18 protein-coding genes and 1 pseudogene are annotated in these 20,970 nt (G+C 61.4%); 12 read left to right on the top strand and 7 right to left on the bottom strand.

Features of this window, described 5'->3' with window-relative positions:
• From MF4836_RS35390 to MF4836_RS18800, 7 genes and pseudogenes are all read left to right on the top strand, one after another.
• A pseudogene (locus MF4836_RS35390) lies at nucleotides 1–1,295 on the top strand (T6SS effector BTH_I2691 family protein); the annotation flags it as partial.
• A 32-nt stretch (nucleotides 1,296–1,327) separates the two neighbouring features.
• The gene (locus tag MF4836_RS35840; protein WP_238596160.1) at nucleotides 1,328–2,071 is read left to right on the top strand and encodes a DUF6708 domain-containing protein; all 744 of its coding nucleotides are present in this window, start codon (nucleotides 1,328–1,330) and stop codon (nucleotides 2,069–2,071) included.
• Complete coding sequence (locus tag MF4836_RS35835) at nucleotides 2,068–3,039, top strand: DUF6708 domain-containing protein (RefSeq protein WP_238596159.1); 972 nt, start codon at nucleotides 2,068–2,070, stop codon at nucleotides 3,037–3,039. Before MF4836_RS35840 ends, MF4836_RS35835 begins: the two co-directional genes overlap by 4 nt.
• Before the next feature lie 104 nt (nucleotides 3,040–3,143).
• On the top strand, nucleotides 3,144–3,644 hold the full coding sequence (locus tag MF4836_RS18815; RefSeq protein WP_078471545.1) for an AAA family ATPase: 501 nt from the start codon (nucleotides 3,144–3,146) through the stop codon (nucleotides 3,642–3,644).
• Nucleotides 3,645–4,541: 897 nt separating this feature from the next.
• Nucleotides 4,542–5,951, top strand: coding sequence for a circularly permuted type 2 ATP-grasp protein (locus MF4836_RS18810; protein WP_020298782.1), 1,410 nt, complete (start codon nucleotides 4,542–4,544; stop codon nucleotides 5,949–5,951).
• A gap of 3 nt (nucleotides 5,952–5,954) precedes the next feature.
• On the top strand, nucleotides 5,955–6,905 hold the full coding sequence (locus tag MF4836_RS18805; RefSeq protein WP_078471544.1) for an alpha-E domain-containing protein: 951 nt from the start codon (nucleotides 5,955–5,957) through the stop codon (nucleotides 6,903–6,905).
• Nucleotides 6,902–7,696, top strand: a complete 795-nt coding sequence (locus MF4836_RS18800) for a transglutaminase family protein (protein WP_078471543.1) — start codon at nucleotides 6,902–6,904, stop codon at nucleotides 7,694–7,696. Before MF4836_RS18805 ends, MF4836_RS18800 begins: the two co-directional genes overlap by 4 nt.
• A gap of 26 nt (nucleotides 7,697–7,722) precedes the next feature.
• Here the strand turns inward: MF4836_RS18800 and MF4836_RS18795 are convergent, their stop codons facing one another.
• Together MF4836_RS18795 and MF4836_RS18790 are read right to left on the bottom strand one after the other, a co-directional pair.
• Nucleotides 7,723–8,520, bottom strand: a complete 798-nt coding sequence (locus tag MF4836_RS18795; RefSeq protein ID WP_078471542.1) for a hypothetical protein — start codon at nucleotides 8,518–8,520, stop codon at nucleotides 7,723–7,725.
• A 60-nt stretch (nucleotides 8,521–8,580) separates the two neighbouring features.
• Nucleotides 8,581–9,378, bottom strand: a complete 798-nt coding sequence (locus MF4836_RS18790) for an AraC family transcriptional regulator (RefSeq protein WP_078471541.1) — start codon at nucleotides 9,376–9,378, stop codon at nucleotides 8,581–8,583.
• Between the two features lie 111 nt (nucleotides 9,379–9,489).
• On the opposite strand from MF4836_RS18790, the gene MF4836_RS18785 reads away from it, so the two are divergent.
• The gene (locus MF4836_RS18785; protein ID WP_078471540.1) at nucleotides 9,490–10,428 is read left to right on the top strand and encodes a DMT family transporter; all 939 of its coding nucleotides are present in this window, start codon (nucleotides 9,490–9,492) and stop codon (nucleotides 10,426–10,428) included.
• A 159-nt stretch (nucleotides 10,429–10,587) separates the two neighbouring features.
• Here MF4836_RS18785 and MF4836_RS18780 read toward each other — a convergent pair whose 3' ends face one another.
• Nucleotides 10,588–11,238 carry a sel1 repeat family protein gene (locus MF4836_RS18780; protein WP_078471539.1) on the bottom strand — a complete coding sequence of 217 codons (651 nt, stop codon included), beginning with the start codon at nucleotides 11,236–11,238 and terminating at the stop codon, nucleotides 10,588–10,590.
• Nucleotides 11,239–11,402: 164 nt separating this feature from the next.
• Between MF4836_RS18780 and MF4836_RS18775 the strand changes: the two genes are divergently transcribed.
• From MF4836_RS18775 to MF4836_RS18760, 4 genes are all read left to right on the top strand, one after another.
• Nucleotides 11,403–12,623: a putative DNA modification/repair radical SAM protein gene (locus MF4836_RS18775; RefSeq protein ID WP_078471538.1), complete on the top strand. Its 1,221-nt coding sequence runs from the start codon at nucleotides 11,403–11,405 to the stop codon at nucleotides 12,621–12,623.
• Nucleotides 12,620–13,480: a TIGR03915 family putative DNA repair protein gene (locus MF4836_RS18770; protein WP_078471537.1), complete on the top strand. Its 861-nt coding sequence runs from the start codon at nucleotides 12,620–12,622 to the stop codon at nucleotides 13,478–13,480. Before MF4836_RS18775 ends, MF4836_RS18770 begins: the two co-directional genes overlap by 4 nt.
• Nucleotides 13,481–13,504: 24 nt before the next feature.
• Nucleotides 13,505–14,194 carry a hypothetical protein gene (locus MF4836_RS18765; protein ID WP_078471536.1) on the top strand — a complete coding sequence of 230 codons (690 nt, stop codon included), beginning with the start codon at nucleotides 13,505–13,507 and terminating at the stop codon, nucleotides 14,192–14,194.
• 418 nt (nucleotides 14,195–14,612) lie between these two features.
• Nucleotides 14,613–15,323, top strand: a complete 711-nt coding sequence (locus MF4836_RS18760; RefSeq protein ID WP_078471535.1) for a response regulator transcription factor — start codon at nucleotides 14,613–14,615, stop codon at nucleotides 15,321–15,323.
• 13 nt (nucleotides 15,324–15,336) lie between these two features.
• Here the strand turns inward: MF4836_RS18760 and MF4836_RS35080 are convergent, their stop codons facing one another.
• The 4 genes from MF4836_RS35080 to MF4836_RS18745 all read right to left on the bottom strand — a co-directional run bounded on the left by MF4836_RS35080 (nucleotide 15,337) and on the right by MF4836_RS18745 (nucleotide 20,536).
• Nucleotides 15,337–15,783 (bottom strand): hypothetical protein, encoded by a 447-nt coding sequence (locus tag MF4836_RS35080; RefSeq protein WP_153050243.1) that lies wholly within the window; start codon nucleotides 15,781–15,783, stop codon nucleotides 15,337–15,339.
• A gap of 119 nt (nucleotides 15,784–15,902) precedes the next feature.
• A complete protein-coding gene (locus MF4836_RS18755) occupies nucleotides 15,903–17,129 on the bottom strand; it encodes an HlyD family efflux transporter periplasmic adaptor subunit (RefSeq protein WP_443217360.1) in 1,227 nt (408 codons plus the stop codon).
• A 48-nt stretch (nucleotides 17,130–17,177) separates the two neighbouring features.
• Nucleotides 17,178–19,289: a type I secretion system permease/ATPase gene (locus MF4836_RS18750; protein WP_078471534.1), complete on the bottom strand. Its 2,112-nt coding sequence runs from the start codon at nucleotides 19,287–19,289 to the stop codon at nucleotides 17,178–17,180.
• Nucleotides 19,286–20,536 (bottom strand): TolC family outer membrane protein, encoded by a 1,251-nt coding sequence (locus tag MF4836_RS18745; protein WP_078471533.1) that lies wholly within the window; start codon nucleotides 20,534–20,536, stop codon nucleotides 19,286–19,288. Before MF4836_RS18745 ends, MF4836_RS18750 begins: the two co-directional genes overlap by 4 nt.
• Between the last annotated feature and the right edge of the window lie 434 nt (nucleotides 20,537–20,970).

Genomic DNA, 20,970 nt, shown 5'->3' with positions numbered 1-20,970 from the left:
TTACAGAGACGCTGCGCAGCGTCAGCATCGGCGCCGCCACGCTCCACAGCGGCAGCACCCGGCTGCTGCATACGCTGGCTATTGGCGTGGACGACGCCCAAGCGCTGGCCAGAGGCGCCATGCAACGAATGCGCAATACCGCCATCTCCGCAGCCCCTGCCGGCGCCGACCTGCTGCTGGGCCTGGGCAGCCTCTGGTTCCAGCAAGACAGCCTGCGCAAAAACTTTGAGACCTTCCTCAACACCCCGGGCAGCGGCAATCCCGAGGCGCTGGCGGCGGTGTGGTCGTCGTCCATCGGGGTAATGGGGGTGGGGGTCGAGATTGCGGGTGTAGGGACTCAGCTATTGCGGCCGGGGCTGACGACCACGGTGCGGGTGGCAGGTCAGGTGCAGACGGTGATGATGGGGGTGCGAATTGCGCAGTATGGGGGGGCGATTGCTGCGGTCGCGGGGGTGATGGATGGTGTGCAGTATGGTTTTGCCGCCAAGAGAACGGCTAAACAAGGGGATGATCCTTCAGCAACGGGATACGCTGTCGCAGCAGCAGTTGCATTTTTTTCAGGTGGCATTGGAATCGGCGCTGCACTCGCTACACAAGCAGTCCTTCTTGGTCCGTTAGGCTTTGCACTAGTTCTGGGGTTAACCGCTTATTCCATAGCCTTGTGGGCAAAAAAAACTGAATCTAGCCCGCTTGAGCTATGGGTCAGACATAGCCGTTGGGGTAAGCCCGAAAAGTACAGACGATGGACATCAATTGATGACTTTGATATTGCAGTCGGAGCCCTTAATGCTGCTGTATTAGGAATGACTGCCGAAGTAGCAGTTGGTGTTCGCCTTCAACGAACAAGTGATCTGATCGCTGCGGGCGAAACTGAAATAATCATCAGAGATGGATTTTCTATCCCTGCCGGGATCTATTTAGACTATAAAATAACTTTGCCAGGTTATGACCCTAAGACTTCACGTTATAGCTGGAAACTAAAAGTTTTTCGTCCGGGGGATGAAGGCGGCATGATAATCGCGTCAGGTAGATCAGGCAGTTCTAGTAATTTGATATTACCTCCAGCCTCGCTAAAGTGTCCCGACTATAACCCTAGAACTACGACTCCAGAGCTTAAAGAAGATGTTGTCTCGCGCGTGCTCTCTATTAGTGGAGCAATTGCTCTTAATCAAACACATAGCGTCCACGCCATTGAATTAGAGGTGTCGTACTGGCCGAACCTGGCCGACGAATTAGGCGTTGCTTTCCTGATAGCTAAAGAAGATAAAATTGATGTTGATAAAAAAGGTGATTGAAATTGGTTAGACCGCTACTCGACCCCCCTTGTTTGGGCTGGCAAGAAGACTTGTCTGGGCCAGAGGTCCCTCCAAGTGCGCAGCCGTCATTAGGCGAAAATGGGGCAAACTATCTAGATGATGTCTATCTGGAAGTCTCTCGCCAAACAACAAGGGCTAGAGGGCTTTTAATTTGGTTGGCAATCATATCGGCTATCAGTCCGCTATATGTTGGTAGTTATATTATTTCCGGTTGGATTAATCTGTCGCTCGCAAATGTATTAGCAGCTTGCGTTGTGATTATTCCGCTTGCAGCATGGATGATTTTCTACTTTGTTAGGATGGGTATATCTCCCCCTCGTGATGAACCGATTCGTTTTAACCGCCCCCGCCAACGCCTCTACGCCTACAACTTCAAATACCGTTGGTGGAATCCCTTCGGGCGTTGGCGAGTAGTGCCTGTGGCCTACAATTGGTCGCAAGTACGCGCCGAACGTTGGAAGCAACGTGGGACTACCGCCCAAGGCGCACTCATCATCAAATGGGGCGTGGTCCTGTCCATCGTCGAGCCCGGCACCAATAAAGTCATCGACCGTTTTCCCTTGAGCACCATGGGCGCCGATGAGTTTGCCTGGGCTTATATCTGCACTTACATGCAGCAAGGTCCCTCGGCCCTGCCACCGCCGGGGCCACCGCACGACCATAACAACGTGCCTTGGTACAACTTGGCCCTGCGCCTGGCGCCGAAGGTGAAGTGGCCGGCCGAGATGGACTGGGAGTCGCGGACAGCGCCGTGAGAAGAGGTTCCTACCTTAAAGAAGATGCCAAGTCACACACGTTGAGCATCAGTGATTCCATTGCTGAAAACCCAGCTCATAACATCCATGCTATTGAACTACAGGTCTCATTTTGGCCGGATGTAAGTGATGAGTGCGGTGTTGCGCAACTGGTAGTTAAAGACGACAAATTAAATGATCACGCTAAGGAAAGTAAATTGACATCCCCCCTACTCAACCCACCTTGTCCTGGCTGGAAAGAGGATCTTCCACCGCCAAACGCACCTCCGCCTGCCATAGCCTCACTTGATAATAATGGGTCCAATCACTTGAGTGATTATTATTTAGAACTGCCTAGGGCCTCGTTCCGGGCAAGAGGGATTATGTTGTGGATGGGGCTAATTATGTTGTTATGGTTGGTGACGTTAACCATAGGGCCATTCTCTTTTATTCACTCTACAAAACCATCAATTTTATTGATTGGCATAGTTTCTACCCTAGTATCTTTTTGGATTTCTCTACTAGCCATTAGGCTAGATTTATCAATACCACGTGATCTACCACTGCGTTTCAACCGAGCCCGCCAACGCATCTACGCCTACAACTTCAACTACCGCTGGTGGAACCCCTTCGAACGTTGGCGCGTTATCCCCGTGGCCTACGACTGGTCACAAGTCCGCGCCGAACGCTGGAAAAAACGCGGCGCCACTGCCCAAGGCGCGCTCATCATCAAATGGGGCGTGGTCCTGTCCATCGTCGAGCCCGGCACCAATAAGGTCATTGATCGTTTTCCACTAAGCACCATGGGCGCCGATGAGTTTGCCTGGGCCTATATCTGCACTTACATGCAGCAAGGCCCCTCGGCCCTGCCACCGCCAGGACCACCGCGCGACCATAACGATGTGCCCTGGTACAACTTGGCCCTGCGCCTGGCACCGAAGGTGAAGTGGCCGGCCGAGATGGATCGTGAGTCGCGGACGGCGCCGTGAGCAGAAAGCGTCAGGTGGTGCTGCGACACCCCGGCAGCCGTCTCTCGGGGTGATGGACACTTTTAGTTTGCGTATGCTGCTTAGCCGTCCCAGGAGCAACCCCCATGCTTATTGTCTTCAGCGGCCTGCCCGGCACTGGTAAAACCACCATCGCCCGCTTGCTGGCCGTGCGCCTGGGCGCCACTTACCTGCGTATCGACAACATCGAGCAGGCGCTGCGTGACAACGGTATGCGCGAGGTGGGCAAGACCGGTTATGACATTGCCAATGCCCTGGCCCGCAGCAACCTGGCCCTGGGCAATCAGGTGATCGCCGACTGCGTCAATCCGCTGGCCGAGAGTCGTGAGGCCTGGCGCGCGATCGCCGATGGCGAGGGAGTAGGGCTGCTGGATATCGAGGTGCTGTGCTCCGACCTCGATGAGCACCGACGCCGGGTCCAAGGTCGGGAGTTGGATGTGCCGGGGCTGGTGCCGGCGAGTTGGCAGTCGGTGTGCGAGCATGACTACCAGCCCTGGGCTGTGCCGCCATTGCGTCTGGACAGCGCCCAGTTGTTACCGGAAGAGGCAGTGCAACTGATCCTCGAGCGGCTCGCCGCCGGTCAGTGAAGCGGTATGTTGCAAGCTGTTTCAACACGCGCTGTACAGGGGGCGCCAACAGGCCTTTTTCAGGATGGAAACGGTGTTGGCTGGTTGTTCTGCCGTGACCCGTTACCGGCAGATTGCCCGCCGTTTCGCCGATGATCCCCCGGCCAATACCCCAACTCCATAGGGGCCGCGCAGCAGTATCAACGACGGCAGCCACGGCTCAGTCAGTTACAGCGCATTTGTCCGGGATACGGGCGAAAAGGGCGGTGACTGCCGCTGTGCTGCGCTTTTTCGGACGCAGATGGTGCGTGCAGTGCCGCTGTTTTCAGCACCGGGCGCCCAGGGTTACGTCGGGTGGTCAGGCAGGTTGGGTAAAAAAGTCCCGGTTAAGGGGCAAAAAAACCGTCAGCCGCGCTTTCTGCACTTTTTTCGGTCGTTCCAGGGTTGAGCGACCCTGGGGGACGATGTTGCCGGCTCAACCGATTCAGTGAATATCGGTGTCCATGTCTCATAGGTGAATAAAAATGTCGCTTTATAGATGATATTGCGGGCTGCCTCGGCAAAATCCCCAAGGCACGGCATTTGGGCATAGCGATTGCAAAAGCCCTGAAGAGACCGGGGGCATGCCAATGCCTGAGTGCCGGTCCGTTGTCTTCTTTAAATTCCCCTCTTACCCATCAGCAAGGTCACGACGTCATTGCCTGTCCTGGCGCTGCCGCCCTTGCCGAAAAAACTGCACACAGTCCAGCGCAACGTTCGCGTCACGCGTCGCCGTGCTGCGTGTGCATCGTCCCCGGATAGCTGCAACGCACAATGAGGTGCTTTACAACCCAGTACTGACCGCACAGCGCAAGGCCCGATTTATCGAAATAGAGAGCGTAAATAAAAAGCCGTTTAAACCACGGCGAGGAGTGGGGTATGTCCCGTGCTTTTTTTAATGAAATGTATGACGCGAGTGGTGGCTGCCGCCCACATTACCAGGAGTTTGCCCGCTGGCTTGCGGACACTCCCTTGGAGTTGCTGGACCAGCGTCGGCGCGAAGCCGACCTGTTGTTCCATCGCGCCGGCATCACCTTCACTTTGTACGGGGACGAGCAGGGCACCGAACGGCTGATTCCGTTCGACATCATTCCGCGCAGCATCAAGGCCAGTGAATGGCAGACGGTCGAGCGCGGCTGTATCCAGCGGGTTCAGGCGCTGAACATGTTCCTGGCCGATATCTATCACGGGCAACACATTCTCAAGGAGGGCATCATCCCGGCCGAGCAAGTCCTGGCCAACGAGGGTTACCAGGTGGCGATGCAGGGCCTGGATCTGCACCGCAATATCTATTCGCATATTTCCGGGGTCGACCTGGTGCGTGATGGCGACGGCAGTTACTACGTGCTCGAAGACAACCTGCGCACCCCCAGCGGCGTCAGCTACATGCTTGAAGACCGCAAGATGATGATGCGCCTGTTTCCGGAGCTGTTCGCCGCGCAGCGGGTGGCGCCCATCGACCATTACCCGAACCTGCTGCTCGAAACCCTGAAAAGCTCCTGCCCGCTGGACAACCCCACGGTGGTGGTGCTGACCCCCGGGCGCTTCAACAGTGCCTATTTCGAGCATGCGTTCCTGGCCCGCGAGATGGGCGTGGAGCTGGTGGAAGGCGCCGATCTGTTTGTGCGTGACGACCGGGTATTCATGCGCACCACCTCCGGCGCCCAGGCAGTGGATGTGATCTACCGTCGCCTCGACGACGCCTTCCTCGACCCGTTGTCGTTCAACCCCGATTCGATGCTCGGCGTGCCGGGGCTGATCGCCGCCTACCGCTCGGGCAACGTAGTGCTGGCCAATGCCGTGGGCACCGGGGTCGCCGACGACAAGTCGATCTACCCCTATGTCGACGAGATGATCCGCTTCTACCTCAGCGAAGAGCCGGTGCTGAAGAACGTGCCCACCTGGCAATGCCGAAAGCCGGCGGAACTGTCCCATGTGCTGGCCAACCTGCCGGACCTGGTGGTCAAGGAAACCCAGGGCTCCGGCGGCTACGGCATGCTTGTCGGGCCGGCGGCCACGGCGGCGGAAATCGAGGATTTTCGCGCCCGGCTCAAGGCGCGCCCGCATGCCTATATCGCCCAACCGACCCTGTGCCTGTCGACCTGCCCGACCTTTGTCGAAAACGGCATCGCGCCGCGGCATATCGACCTGCGTCCCTTTGTGCTGTCGGGCAGCGAAACCCGTTTGGTGCCCGGTGGCCTGACGCGCGTGGCCTTGCGCGAAGGCTCGCTGGTGGTGAACTCGTCCCAGGGCGGCGGCACCAAAGACACCTGGGTAGTGGAGGACTGACACATGCTTTCAAGAACCGCTTCCGATCTGTACTGGATGTCCCGTTACCTGGAACGCGCGGAGAACCTGGCGCGCATGCTCGAGGTCAGTTACTCGCTGTCGCTGATGCCCCAGGCCGGGCGCAGCGACGGCCACGCCGAACTGGCGATGTCGCTGCTGGCTGCCGGCACCCTGGACGATTACAACGAGCGTTACGGTGAGCTCAATACCGAGCGCATGCTGCATTTTTTTGCCCTCGATGAAACCAACCCCGGCAGCATCTTCAGCTGCCTGCGGGCGGCACGCAGCAACGCCCATGCGGTGCGCGGGCGGATCACCGCCGACATGTGGGAGAACATCAACGCCACCTGGCTGGAAATGCGCAACATCGCCAGCAACGGTCTGGGGCGCTACGGCATCAGCCATTTCTGCGAGTGGGTCAAGGAACGCTCGCACCTGTTTCGCGGCGCCACCTCGGGCACCATCATGCGCAACGATGCCTACTGCTTCATTCGCCTCGGGACTTTCCTGGAACGGGCCGACAACACCTTGCGCCTGCTGGACGCGCGCTACGAAATGTTCGGCGAAGAGTCCGAGGAGGTCAGCGACAACTCGGCCCGCGGCTATTACCAGTGGAGCGCCCTGTTGCGAGCCCTGTCATCGTTCGAGGCGTTCAACGAGATCTACCGCAATGCGCCGAATGCCGAACAGGTCTCGGAAATGCTGCTGTTGCGTGCCGATGTGCCGCGTTCGCTGCACGCCTGTATCGAAGAGCTGGACCACATTCTCGCCAGCCTGCCCGGCACCAACGGGCGCCCGGCCCAGCGCCTGGCGGCGGAGCTGAATGCACGCCTGCGCTATACCGGGATCGACGAAATCCTGGCCTCGGGGCTGCACCTGTGGCTGAACGATTTCATCGCCCGGGTTCGCCACCTGGGGCAGACCGTGCACGAGTCTTATCTGGAGGTTGTATGAAACTGTCCATCCGTCACGACACCACCTACAGCTACGCCGACGAGGTCTGCACCAGCATCCAGTTTTTGCGCCTGACGCCCCAGGACAGTCAGCGTCAGCGCATCCTGCAATGGCACCTGGAATTGCCGCGTCTGGTGCGCAGCCAGATCGACCCCTACGGCAACATCCTGCATGTGCTGACCCTGGACGAACCCCACGGCGCCATCGTGCTCACTGCCTATGGCGAAGTGGAAATCGACCGCTCCCGGGAGGTCGAGCCTGACAGCCAGTCGCCGCTGCCGTTTTTGCGCAGCAGCCACCTGACCCAGTGCGACGCCGCCTTGAGCGCCTTTGCTGTGCAGCATTGCGGTGCGCGCCGTGATCGCGCGGCGCTCACCGAGCTGATGCACGCCCTGGCCGACCACATGCCTTACAGCCCGGGGGCCACGGCGGTCGACAGCACCGCCGCCGAGTCCTTTGCCGGCGGGGTCGGGGTGTGCCAGGACCACACCCATGCGTTTCTCGCCTGTGCTCGCAGCCTGGGAATCCCGGCGCGCTATGTCTCGGGCTACCTGTGCACCGAGGATGAAAGCCACCTGGCCAGCCACGCCTGGGCCGAGGCCTGGCTCGACGATGGCTGGTACAGCTTCGACGTGACCAACCGCCTGACCCGGCCCGAACGCCATCTGAAACTGGCGCTCGGCCTGGACTACCTCGACGCCTGTCCGGTGCGCGGCATGCGCCGTGGCGGCGGCGCCGAGCGCATGCAGGCGCGGGTCCAGGTCAGCTCGATGGTGCAGGTGCAGCGGTAAGGGCCGCCCAGGCGCGAGCCTGGGTGTCAGTTGGAGCCGGGATGCTGATAGTCCCGGCACCAGGCGTCGCCGTAGCGGCTGAGCAGGGCCTGGGTCAGTTGCTCGCTGTCGGCGGTTTCGCTGACGCGGAACAGGGTCCACACCAGAGGCCGCAGCAACTGATCGCGGGTCCGGTAGCCGGGGACATCAACAATGCTCTCGGCACGCTGGGTGAACCAGTGTTCCAGCAGGCGCTGGGAATCGGCGTCGGCCCCCAGCAGGAACACGAACACCAGGCCGATCAGGTCCAGGTTCCAGCTCAGCATCGGGTTGTCAAAGGCCACCTCGGCCAGGGGCAGGCTGCGTAGCAGGGCGGCGATTTCTCCATGCAGCCAGGGATCGTCGGCGAACTCGGTCTTGAGCTTGGCTTTTTTGCTCAGCATCCCGGGCTGGTGGGAGAAGCGCCGCAGTTGTGTCAGCAGCGCCAGCTTGCGCGTATACCCTGTCAACGATACGTCGCCGGTAAACAACAGGCGCATGACCCAGCGGTTCAGGCGGCAGCGCGGAAATCCGTATTGCTCCAGAACCTCGGCGGCCTGCCCGGCGGCCTGGGTCAGCAGTGGCCAATGGGCGTCCTTGCTTACAGGCGGGGTCAGGCCATTGAGTAGCAGGTGGTAATAGAACGCCTGCAGGGTGGCCTCGGGCAGATCCCGGGGCGGCTTGCGACTGAGTGGCGTGATGGCCGGGTGATGCTGGTTGTAATACTCGTTGTAGCTCAGTTCCTGATCGAAGCTGTCTTGGCCGGAAGCGATAAAACGCTCCACCGTATCCGTGCTGGAAGTCATGGGCAGTCCTGTGCATCAAGGGGGCGGGCAGTATAAGAAAAACCGCCGCCATGGCACACCTCATGAGGGCGGCAGGTAGCTTTTCCGGTACTCGTCCGGGGTCGCGCCCATCATCTTGCGGAACATGCTGATAAAGGCCGAGGCGCTGCTGTAGCCCAGGTCCAGGCCGATGGTTTCCACGGTCTGGCCTTGTTCCAGCAGGGCCAGGGCTTCCACCACTTTCAGGCGTTGGCGCCACTCGATCAGCGACATGCCCAGGTCGCGCTGGGCACGGCGCATCAAGGTGCGCTCGGTAGTGTTGGCGGCGCGGGCCAGTTGTGGCAGTGAGCGCGGATCGCCAGGGGCGGCTTTCAGCGCACGCAACACCGGGCCCAGCAGCGGGTCGTCGGAGGATGGCAGGTAACTGCCGGCGCATGAGGCTCGGGCCAGTTTATCCACCAGCACCTGCAACAGGCGTTGCTGCTCCTCGGTCTGGGGCTGGCTCGGCGGGTCGCGGCGCAGGTCGTTGAGCAGCGCCAGGATCAGCGGGCTCAGGGTCAGCGCGCAGTGGCGGCTGGGCAGCGCGCCGCACAGCTCGGCGCTCAGGTACAGCGAGCAATGGCACGCCGCATGGCGGTTGAAGCCGACGTGCTCGACGTTCGGCGGCAGCCAGATGCCGTATTGGGGCGGTGCCAGGTAATGGTGATCGCCCAGTTCGATTTCCATCACGCCGCTGTAGGAGTAGACGAACTCACCCCAGGCATGGCTGTGACGCGGGTAGGTGGCCTGGGCCGGCATGCACTCGGTGCGAAAGAAGATCGGCGCCGGCAGCGACTCGGTAAAGGGTGGGATGCGCAAATGCTGGGCGGTGTGGCGCATGGAACACCTGCTTGGCGGATAAGTGTTATGGATTGTCGGATAAAGACTATATCAATCAAATCTGTCAGTCGGACAATGCCAGCTCACTTCCCCCCCAATCAAGGACGCCCCATGGCCAATCGCCAAGCGCTCGATGCCAATGCCACTCTGTTGATGGTCGGCCTGTGCGCGGTCTGGGGTTTTCAGCAGGTCTCGTTGAAAGCCATGGCGCCCGACATCGCGCCGATCCTGCAGATTGCCCTGCGCTCCGGTCTCGCTGCGTTGCTGGTCGGGGCCTTGATGCGCTGGCGCGGGGAAACCCTGGCCGTGGGCGAGGGGCACTGGCGCCCGGGGTTGCTGGTGGGGGGGCTGTTCGCCCTGGAGTTTCTGCTGGTGGGCGAGGGCCTGCGCTACACCACGGCCTCGCACATGGTGATTTTCCTCTACACCGCGCCGATCTTCGCCGCCCTTGGGTTGCACTGGAAACTCCCTGCCGAGCGGCTCCAGGCCGTGCAATGGCTGGGCATCGGCGTGGCTTTCGCCGGGGTGGTGGTGGCATTCAGCGGACACTCCGGCCCGGCCCAGGGCGCCAGTACCTGGCTCGGGGATTTGCTGGCGGTGCTGGCCGGCGTGGCCTGGGGCGCGACCACGGTGGTGGTGCGCTGCTCGCGCCTGGCGGCCAGCCCCGTGACCCGGACCCTGCAATACCAGTTGCTCGGCGCCTTTGTCTGGCTGTCGCTGGCGGCCCTGTGGACCGGGCAGACCACCCTGCATTTCACGCCCATGGTGTTCGCCAGCCTGACCTTCCAGGTGCTGCTGGTGTCGTTCGCCAGTTTCCTGGTGTGGTTCAGCCTGTTGCGTCGCTACCTGGCCTCGCGCCTTGGGGTGCTGTCGTTCATGACCCCCCTGTTTGGCGTCGGCTTTGGTGTGTGGCTGCTGGACGAACCCCTGGAGTCGAACTTTATTCTCGGTTCGTTGCTGGTGTTGGCGGGGCTCGTGCTGGTCAGCGGTTATGAGTGGTTGCAGCAGCGCCTGGCTCGCCGCGCATTGGCGGGCCAGGGCCGGTTGTAGCCGGCCGGGGCTGGGTGGCCAAGTTTGGGCGGAGCCTGAGCCATCAACGACGGCGTTCATCGCGAACGGCGCCCGCAAAACCAGTACCGCCTTCATCAACACTGCACTGGCGGTCAGCAGGCGCAGGCAGTTCTGTCTCAGCCGGCACCTGGTGCCGGTTCAGGATTCGGCAGCGCGCTGGGCCTGGAGAATCTCCTCGCGCAGTTTTTCTGCGCCACTGCAGGCCGGATCCTGCGGGCCGAAGCGGCAGGATTTTTGTAGCACCTTGAGCGCCAGCTCAAGGTCGGCCTTGACCCCGATCCCGCGACTGAGGTGGAAGCCGTACATGGTGCAGGCCCAGGGGTCGTCGAGGTCACAGGCTCCAGCAAAGGTCTGGACCGCACATTGGCGAGCCTCGGGGCTGTCGGCATCCGCCGCGAGCATGCCGGCGGCGCGGTTGGTGCACCCGGAGACCAAGCCCAGGCTGCATGCCCGCTGGTACAGCGGCTCATAACCCTCGTCGGCGCCACCGGCCGGTTGCAAACCATTGGCCAGCCAGTAGCAGGCATTGGCGTCGCCGGTTTCGCAGTGGGCCAGGCAGCTTTCCATGCGCCCCGGGCCCTGGCAGGGATCGGCTCGCAGTGGCTGGAGGGTGGCGCGCGCCGGCATGGATTCGGCCGGGCACTTTTTGGCCTGAGCCTGCCAGGCGGCGTTGGCCTGGAGCCGGGCCGCAAGGCTGGCGCTGAGCTTGAGCGGGTCTTGATCGGCGTTGGCATGCAAGGCCGAGAACAGCGTAATAGCCAGTAGCCAGAGTCGATGGGCGGAGCGCATTGAGGGAATCCTTTCTGGGGGGCTGCGTATCTTAAGTAAATTCATGGCCGGTTCCAGGGCTTTCCCGGTATCGGTCGCAGTTTATTTCGAGCCAGGTCCACGTGCCTCTTGAACGGGACAGGTTCAACTCTGTACTGTATATGCAAACAGTATAGGGTTTAGCCATGCAGCTGATCGACAAGCTGAGCATCCTCGCCGACGCCGCCAAGTACGACGCGTCCTGCGCCAGCAGTGGTGCGCCCAAGCGCAGTTCCGCCGGCAAGGAAGGGCTGGGCTCGACCAATGGCATGGGCATCTGCCACAGCTATACCCCGGACGGGCGCTGCGTTTCGCTGTTGAAGATCCTGCTGACCAATTTCTGCCTCTATGACTGCCAGTACTGCGTCAACCGTCGTTCCAGCGACGTGCCCCGGGCGCGGTTCAGCCCCGAGGAAGTGGTGACCCTGACCCTGGACTTTTATCGGCGCAATTGCGTGAGCGGGCTGTTCCTCAGCTCGGGGATCATTCGCTCGGCGGACTACACCATGGAGCAGTTGGTGCGGGTGGCCAAGCTGCTGCGCGAAGAGCACGAGTTTCGCGGTTATATTCATTTGAAAACCATCCCTGAGGCCGACCCGCTGTTGATCGCCGAAGCCGGGCGCTACGCCGATCGTCTCAGCGTGAACATCGAGTTGCCGACCGACCTGAGCCTGCAGACCCTGGCTCCGGAGAAGCAGCTGGGCTCGATCAAGCAGGCCATGCAGACCATCTACACCGGCGAGCAGACGGTGCTCAACGAACCCCGGGCGCCGCGTTTCGCGCCGGCGGGGCAGAGCACCCAGATGATCGTCGGCGCCGACGATACCGACGACAGCACCATCCTCCACAGCGCCGAAGCGCTGTACGGCAATTTCCGTTTGCGCCGGGTGTATTACTCGGCTTTCAGCCCCATTCCCAACAGCCCGAAAAGCGTGCCCCTGGCCGCGCCGCCACTGATGCGCGAGCACCGTCTGTATCAGGCCGACTTCCTGCTGCGCAGTTACGGCTTTAGCGCCGATGAGTTGTTCAAGGGGCCGGGGCACCTGGCGCTGGACATGGACCCGAAACTGGCCTGGGCCCTGGAACACCGCAGCGTGTTCCCCCTGGACCTGAACCGCGCCGAGCCAGCGCTGATCGCCAGGATCCCCGGCATCGGCCTGCGCACCACCCAGCGCCTGGTGGAGTTGCGCCGCGAGCGGCGGATCCGTTACGAAGACCTGGCGCGCATGCGCTGCGTGCTGAGCAAGGCCAAGCCGTTTTTTATCACCAGCGACTATCACCCGCAGCAAGCCGAAAGCAGCAGCGCGCTGCTTTACCAGCAGTTGCGGGAGCGTCCGCAACCTCAACAGATGGGCTTGTGGGGATGATCTGCCTCGACTGCGACGAGCTGTTCGAAACCTGGCGCCAGCAAGCGCGCTGGTTGCTCAGCCACGGCATTGACCCGAGCCGGGTCAGTTGGTGTGGGACCCAAGTGGCCGACCTGTTCGCCACCGACGAAGCGTGCCCGCCACACATGGGGCCGGTGCAGGCGCGTATACCCAAGGCCTTGCTCGGCTTGCTGGAGCACGCCGCGCGCTATCACGGCGAGCAGCGCTGGAGCCTGCTGTATGAGGTGCTGTGGCGGGTCAGCCACGGCGATCGCACGGCCATGCTCAGTGGCGACCGCCTGGGCAGCGAATTGCAGCGGCGGATCAAGCAGGTGGACCGCGAGGCCCATCACCTGCATGCCTTTGTACGATTTGTCGAGGTGCCGCCAGGGCCGGAGGGCGCGCAGGGGGCGACTGCCGAACAGCCGCAGTACGTGGCCTGGCATGAGCCTGCCCATGACATCCTGGCCAGCGCCAGCGAGCATTTTATCGGGCGCATGGGCCGCCATCGCTGGATGATCGCCACCCCCCGGGACGGCGTCTATTACGACGGCCAGACGCTGATTCACCAGCGCCGCTGTCCCGTGGCCTGGCAGCAACTGGCGCAAGGCGTGCAAGACCCTGGCGGTGAAATGTGGCTGGCCTACTACAGCCATATTTTCAATCCTGCGCGGCTCAACCCCAAGGTTATGCAGGGTCACTTGCCAGCGCGGTTTTGGAAGAATCTGCCGGAAGGCCCGTTGATCCCTTCGCTGATCAGCGAAGCGCGCCACGGCAAGCAGCGCGACGGGCAGGCCAGCCAGGTGGCGAATCGTCCCGGTAAACGTATCGGCCCAGCGCAACCAGACACCCTTTGAAGCGGATCAGGAGCAGCATTGACGATGGATGATGGCAAGGGCATTACCGAGGCGTTCTGGTCGCAACAGGTGAGTGATGACGCCAAGATGCTGTGGCGGGTGGGCAGTCGGGGCATCACCTTTCTGGCGGCGCTGTTGCTGCCCAAGACCGGCTTGAAGGTGCTGGATATCAGCGTCGCGGTGCTGACGGCGTTGATTCCACTGTTGGTAATCGAGACGCACCGCGCCTATTCCAAGTTTTCGCCGGGCTTTCTTGCGGCCGTGATCAGGATTTGTGTCAACGGCACCGGCGTTGCTGTGGCGTGCCTGGGGTTGCTGATTTACATCGGGGTGGTAGTGCCGGTGGTGTCGGCGATCGGCAGCGTGTTTTTCCTGGATGTCCTGCGCAGCTTCAATGGCCAGGGTGTCGGGCCCCTTGAACAGGTATTTTTTAGCGTGTTTGCCATGGCAATCCTGTTGGCCCTGGTGATCGCGGTATTGAGGAATTTTCGCGAGTTGAACATCCTCGAGCTGGTCTATCGGCTGCCACGGGCCCAGGTCGAATGGGTGATGACACAGCGGCCGATGCGGGCCAGCAACTGGGGGATGTTCGTCTGGTTCGAGCTGTGCGTGTTGATCGCCAGCTTCGTCTACACCCTGACGGTATCCAAGGCAGCGGTGTTGCTGGTGGAGGGTTTCAGGCAGGTGCTGGCGTTGTTTCAGGTCAGCGTTTGAGACTGTGATTCGGTCGCTGGGTTCCGATATTCAGGCAGGTTTTAACTCCTGCAATAGCACTTTTTGCAAGTTGGCTTAGTGCGGTTTTTGAAGGGTCGTGTAATGGCGTGTTAGTCCGTTTTCTTATGTTGATTTTGGTGGTTTTTGAACTTTAAGTTTACGCTGCGACATTGAGTTGGCATGATGAAAACACCCCTCGCCTTGATTGGGAAAATAATAATTTAATCTTGCGTGGGCTGTCCGTAACCAACTAGCGGATTAAGAATAAGAACTATCTTAGCTCTTGATAAGACAAGTCTTATTGATTAATAAGTGGCATGTTCGGTTTTTAGTTGTCAGTCATTCACCGATTGTTAGTGTATTTCTAACTAGTCCGAGCTTGAGTTGGTGCCACTCTGTCGACCCGGAGTATTACGTCATGCGCATTGCCATTCTCGATAATCAACCGCTGGAGCTTGAGCGGTTGCGCGAGGCGCTGAGTTCCTACAGTTTGTCTGACGGTAGTTCCCCACTCTGTACCGCGTTTTCCAACAGTCCGGATCTGCTGCGCCGGCTCAAGCGCGAGACCTTTGACCTGGTCATCCTCGATTGGCAGGCCACCGAAGTCAGCGGTTTGCAGGTGCTGCTGTGGATCAAGGAGCATCTGCGGCCCGAGCCCCCGGTGATCATGGTGACCTCGCGCAGCGCTGAGCGTGACGTGGTCCAGGCCCTGAACGCCGGCGCCGACGAGTACATCAGCAAACCCTTCCGCCAGGCCGAGCTGCTCGCGCGCTTGAATAACGTATTGCGCCAGCGCCAGGGCGACAAGGGCCGAGATGAGGGGGCGGTGGTCTTCGGCAATCTGCGTTTCAACGTGCATGAGGGGCAGGTCTGCGTTGGCGGGACCCCGGTGGCCTTGACCCTGCGCGAGTTCAACCTGGCGTTGCTGCTGTTTCGTAACCAGGGCCGGCCCTTGTCGCGCAGCTATCTGTATGAACACCTGTGGATGCGCGATGAAGTGTTGTCGTCCCGAACTCTCGATACCCATATCTACCGCGTGCGCAGCAAACTGAAGCTGACGGCCGAGCACGGCTGGGTGCTGAGTACGGTCTATGGCTACGGCTATCGGCTCGAAGCGCTCAATGCCTGAAAGGTCATGTTTTTCAGGGTTTTGGCGTGCGCGGCGCGTCTGGGCTGCTTGTTGCTGAAGGAGGGTTCAAGGCGTCGTCGCACACCTGTTTACGGACGTTGAGCAGGTTGGCGGCAGCGGGTGAGCGGGCGAGTATCCTGGCGGCTTCCAGCTCACGTTTTATCGGTCCCATTTCCTCACGCCGCGGCGGCCCCATGCGCCCGGCATAGCCGGTGATGATCTGGTTGGAGTGGGTGCCGCAGCGAGTTGAAAGTAACGGCGCGAGCGTCAGCGGATTGCCTGGGCCCAAGGCGGGAACCCGCGGTTGCGGCCCGAATTCGGCATCGGTGACAGGGGGCGGTGAGCTGATAAGCACACCATGTTTGGGAGGGGATAAGGCATTTCCAAGGTGATGCGTGATATGGGCTGTCTGCAGCATGAATATCTTCAGGACTCGCCAGAACTGACCCTCGACCAACATTTTTGAGTTCGCTGTATTAAGGGGGTTAACTCCATGTTATGTGTTTGCGTTTCAGCTGTTATGCAAGTTGACAATTGCTCAGAATTACTTGCTGTTAAATGTCAAAAAGTTTGAAATTCCTAGCGCTCCCTTAATGCCTCCTTGGCCTTGTTGAAAGGTTTGATCAAGTAAGAGAGCACGCTTTTCCTGCCGGTACGAATGTCCACCGTGGCAATCATCCCGGGCACTATGGGTAAGGGTCTGCCAGCCTTGTCCAATAAGGAGTCGCTGTCGGTCAATATGTGTACCCGGTAGTAATAGACATCGCGGTGTACATCGTCCTGCAAAGTATCAGGTGAGATAAATATGACCTTTCCCGATAGCCCGCCATAAATCGAATAGTCATAAGCCGAGACTTTGACGCTGGCCACTTGCCCTGGATGGATATACGCGATGTCTCGGGGCGAAATGCGCACTTCGACTTGCAGGCGTTCATCCAGGGGCACGATCCGCATCAACTGGCCATTGGGCGGGATGACCCCGCCGATGGTATTGATCTCGATGTCTTTGATCACCCCGCGCACTGGCGAAGTGAAGGTCAGGCGGGTCAGCGAGTCGGTGCGCCCGCGGGTCACTGATTCCTGGGCGTCGATCTCGGCGTTGGCCTTGGCCAGTTCCTCGCGGGCCTTGACCAGATACTGGCTCTGGGTGTCGGTGTAGTGGTTTTGCAGTTCGTTGAGTTGGCGTTTCAGGCGCAGCACCTCCACAGCGCTGGCGGCTCCCTGGGCGACCAGGGGCGCGGTCAGTTGCAGTTCGCTGCGAATCAGGTGCATGGCCTCGTCGAGCCCCTCCAGGGATTTGTCCAGGCTTTCGCGGCGCGAGTGATAGAGCGCGGTTTCGGCGGCGACCAGGCTGGGGTCGGCCACGACCTCCGGCGGGAACTGCAAGGGCGTGCCGTTGACCTCGGCCATCAGGCGCGCGGCGGTGGCCTGGGCGGCGCGACCGCGGGAGGCACTTTCCTCCACGGCCGACTCGACCCGGATCGGGTCCAGGCGCGCCAGTACCTGGCCCTTGCTGACGATCTGCCCCTCTTGCACGCTCAAGCTGGCGAGCACGCCGCCTTCCAGGGACTGGATCAGTTGCTCCTTGGAAGAGGCGATCACTTTGCCGGTGCCGCTGGACACCTCGTCGATCTCGAAGTACCAGGCCCACAGGCCGAAAGCCAGGACCGCCAGCGCCAGGCAGGCGATCAACCGCGAAGCCCCCGGCAGCTCCTGTTCGGAGCGGTTGAAGCCGTCCGCCGGCAGGGTGTCGGTGACGTGTGGGGAGGGTTTGGGGGGATCGACCTGATGCGGTCCGATCGGCATTGAATGAGGCATGGCAGAGGTTCGCTCACACAGGGAAAGTTAAGACAGTCATTGGTTGCCGAAGTGGGCCAGCACCTGTTCCTTGGTGCCGTCCATGACGATGCGCCCGGCATCGATCACCAGCACCCGATCGACCCACTGCAGCACCGCCAGGCGATGGGTGGCCACCACCAGCGTGCGGCCGTCGAGCCAGGGCGTCAGTTGTTCCAGTACCTGGCGCTCGCTGACTTCGTCGAGGGTCGCGGTGGGTTCGTCGAGCAGCAGCGTGTTGGGTTCGCGCAGCAGCGTCCGGGCCAGGAGCAGGGCTTGTTTCTGGCCACCGGAAAGGCCGATGCCCCCTTCGAGGATCAGGTAGTCCAGGCCGCCTTCCTGGGATTGCACCAGTGCCAGGGCGCCGCTCAGGGTCAGGGCCTGGAGGATTTCGGCGTCGCTGGCCATGGGCCGGCCGAGGGTCAGGTTGTCGCGGATCGAGCCAAAGAACAGCCGCGAGTTCTGGGTCAGCAGGCCAATATCGCGGCGTACGTCTGCCGGGTCGATCTGGGTCAGTTCCAGGCCGTCCAGGACCACGTTCCCCTGTTGCGGCAGGTGCAGGCCGGCGAGCAATTGCAGCAGGCTCGATTTGCCGGCGCCATTGCGCCCGAGAATCGCCACGCGCTCGCCGGCGTGAATATTCAGGTGCTGGATATCCAGTGCCGGCTGCTTGTCCTTTTCGCTGTAGCGAAACTGCACGTCCTTGAGGGTGAAGCGCCCACGCAGCAAGGGACGGTGCACCCGCCGCGAGCGTTCGGGCTGGTCCACCGGGCGTTTCATCAGTTCGTCCAGGCCCTGGCGGGCGACGCGGGCCTGTTGCCAGCGGGCGAAGATCCCGGAAATCTGCGCCAGGGGCGCCATCATCCGTGAGGCCAGGATCGAAGAACCGACCAGGGCGCCGGTGGTCATTTCGCCGCGCATCACCAGGTAGCAGCCCGCCAGCAGCACCGTGACGTAGACCAGGCTTTGCAGCTCCTGGGTCCAGGTCAGCAGCAGGTTGGTCAGGTGCCGTTGCTTGATGGCGATATCCGCTGCAACGGCGTGCATCTGGTTCCACTGATTCTGAAAGCGCGGTTCGGCGCGCAGCAGCTTGATGTCTTCGATGCCTTGCACCGCTTCCACCAGCAAGGCGTTGCGCAGCGCCGCCTCGCGCATGCCCTCGGCCGAGAGCCGGGCCAGGGGTTTCTGCACCAGCAGCCCGGGCAGGATCAGCAGCGGCAGAGCGGCCAGGGCCACGTACACCAAGGGCCCGCCGGTGAGGTAGAGGATCACCAAAAACAACAGGACAAAGGGCAGGTCGGTGATGGCGCCGAGGGTGGTCGAGGTGATCAGTTCGCGCACTTGTTCCAGCTCGCGAATCTGCGCGATGAAGGTCCCGGTGGACTTGGAGCGGACATCATTGCGTAGGCGCAGGGCATGGCCGAAGACCTGGTCGGTGATTTTCAGGTCGGCGCGCTTGCCGATCATGTCGGCGACCTTCGAACGGGCCATGCGCAACAGGAACTCGAAGCCGATCGCCAGCAGCACCCCGATAAACAGGACCCACAAGGTCGGTTCCGATTGGGCGGGTATGACGCGGTCGTAGACCTGCATGGAAAAAATCACCCCGGCCAGGGCCAGGATGTTGGCCACAGTTGCCGCCAGCAGCACGTCGCCGTAACGCTTCCAGTCACGCAGGGCGATGCGCCAGAACCAGTCGGGGCGGTAGGGCTTGATGTAGTCGTCGACCCGGGCGTCGTCAACCGACGATTCCGGGCGCAGGATCGCCACCCGCACGGCGCGCTCGCGCAACTGGCCGAGCCGCAGGTTGATGAACAGACCCTGTTCGCCGCTTTTCAGCACGCTGATATTGCCCGCGGTGTCGGCCTTGTCGATGATCGCCACCTGCCCGTCGTCGAGTTCCACCGCCAGTGGCAGGCGCCAGGGGTCGAGCGCCGCCTCGGAGAACGCCTCGAACCGCAAGATCAGACCCATTTGCCCGGCCATGCGCCGCAGCACCGCATCCGGGTCGTTGCCATGCTCCCAGGCGAGGGAGACGCGCACGGTTTCTTCGGAGACGTCCATGCGGTAGAACCGGGCGATGTTGAGCATGGCTTCGAGCCAGGGTTGGTAGGCTGCGGCGTTGTTCATGGGTGGTTTTCGCCCTGTGCGGTAGGTGGGGTGTCCAGGCCATAGGCCTGGCGACTGCGGCCAGCCGCGCCGATGTAGGTGATCAGGCCCAGCCAGAAATCATGGCGCGCGGTTTCCTGGTCGGCGGCGGCCTGGTAGACCTCCTGCTCGGCGTTGAGCAGGTCGAGCACCGAGCGCGTGCCGACGCTGTACTGCTCGCGGTACAGCGCACGGGTTTCACTCATGCTGGCCATGCGTTGCGCGAGGATGCCGAGCCTGGCCCGGGCCCCGATTGCCAGTTCATGGGCGCGCAGCAGGGCGTCTTCGGCCGTCAGGCGGCTTTCGTTGATGGTGGATTCGGCATGCTCGATGGCGGCGTTGGCGCCTCGGACTTGAGCCGAAATCGCCCCCCCTTCGTACAACGCCATGGAGCCGGTCAGGGTCAGGGTGTTGTAGCTGCCGTGGCGGATCCCGTTGTTCGGGTTGGTGCCGCTGAGGGCCTGGTTCGCCGTGGCCTCCAGGGCCAGGGTTGGATAGCGCTGGGCCTTGGCGTTTTGCAGTTGCCCGTAGGCCGAGCGCCGATCCGCCTCGGCGGCCAGTACATCGGGCAGCAGGCCGTAGTCGGGTGGGGTGTCGAGTTGGGCCAGGCGCTCCAGGTCCGGCGGCAAATCGGCGACCCTGGCCGGCAACGCGGCGCCAACCAGGGTTTTCAGGCGCGCCCGCCATTGATTGAGCGAGGTGCCCACTTGCTGGCTGTTGGCCTGGGCGCTTTGCAGGCGCGTGGTGGCCTGGATGAAGTCCGACTGCGGCGTCAGCCCGGAGTCGGCCCGCAGCTTGACCCGCTGCAGCACATCCTCGACCGCGACCACCTGGTCCCGGGCGATCTGCAGCAGGCTCTGTTGCCGATGCACTTCAAGGATGGCCTCGGCGGTCTGCCCGGCGATGCTGTCGACCTGCTTGAGCAGCAGCGCCTGTTGTTTGAACACCTGGCCCTGGGCCTGGGTCACCGAGCCCTCGACCTTGCCGAAGTCATGCAGCATCTGCGACAGCGACACCGTCGCCACCTGGCCATAGCCATAGGTGTTGACGCGCCCGGAGTTCATCCCGGCATTGACCTTGGGGTAGTAACCGGCCCTGGCCACATCGACCTGGCCTTGCTGCTGCTCGATGGCACTGACCGCGGAAATGATCGAAGGGTGACGGCTGACGGCGATGGCGACAGCTTCGAACAGGCCCAGGGTCGCCGCTGGCAGCGTGTTGAAGGTCAAGGGTTGGAGGGCAGGGGCGTCTTGTCCCAGCTCGGTCGCCAGCGCCTGCGCGCCTGGTGTCTGGACCGTCCTCGAGGGACCCTGCGACAACCATGGCAGGTTGGCTTGTATTGCCTGGGCAGGCGTATCGCAGACACTAGCGAGTAATAAGCCGAGGGGCCAGTAGTGCAGTCTGGGCATATGCTCCGATGTCCTGGTCAATAACTAAACATGCACTTGCGGGTGCCGGCTAATAAGGAAAGTGATCGATTTGGTACGGTGCGGAATAGATAACTTTCAATAGGTTGTCCGGATATTTACGGTATTTGTATCCTGGAGAAGCGGCATGTTCAGCGTGGTTCGTAAGTGATCGGTGGGTTTATGTGCCGGACCGAGGCTAGCACCTCGTTTGAGCGTGCATGGGGTTGTGTGTCAATTGTTGACAATTGATCCGG

Origin of the sequence: Pseudomonas sp. MF4836 (assembly GCF_002018875.1) — a bacterium.
GTDB lineage: Bacteria > Pseudomonadota > Gammaproteobacteria > Pseudomonadales > Pseudomonadaceae > Aquipseudomonas.
The sequence above is the reverse complement of the archived record's forward strand: the minus strand, read 5'-3'. Positions and strand labels throughout refer to the sequence as shown.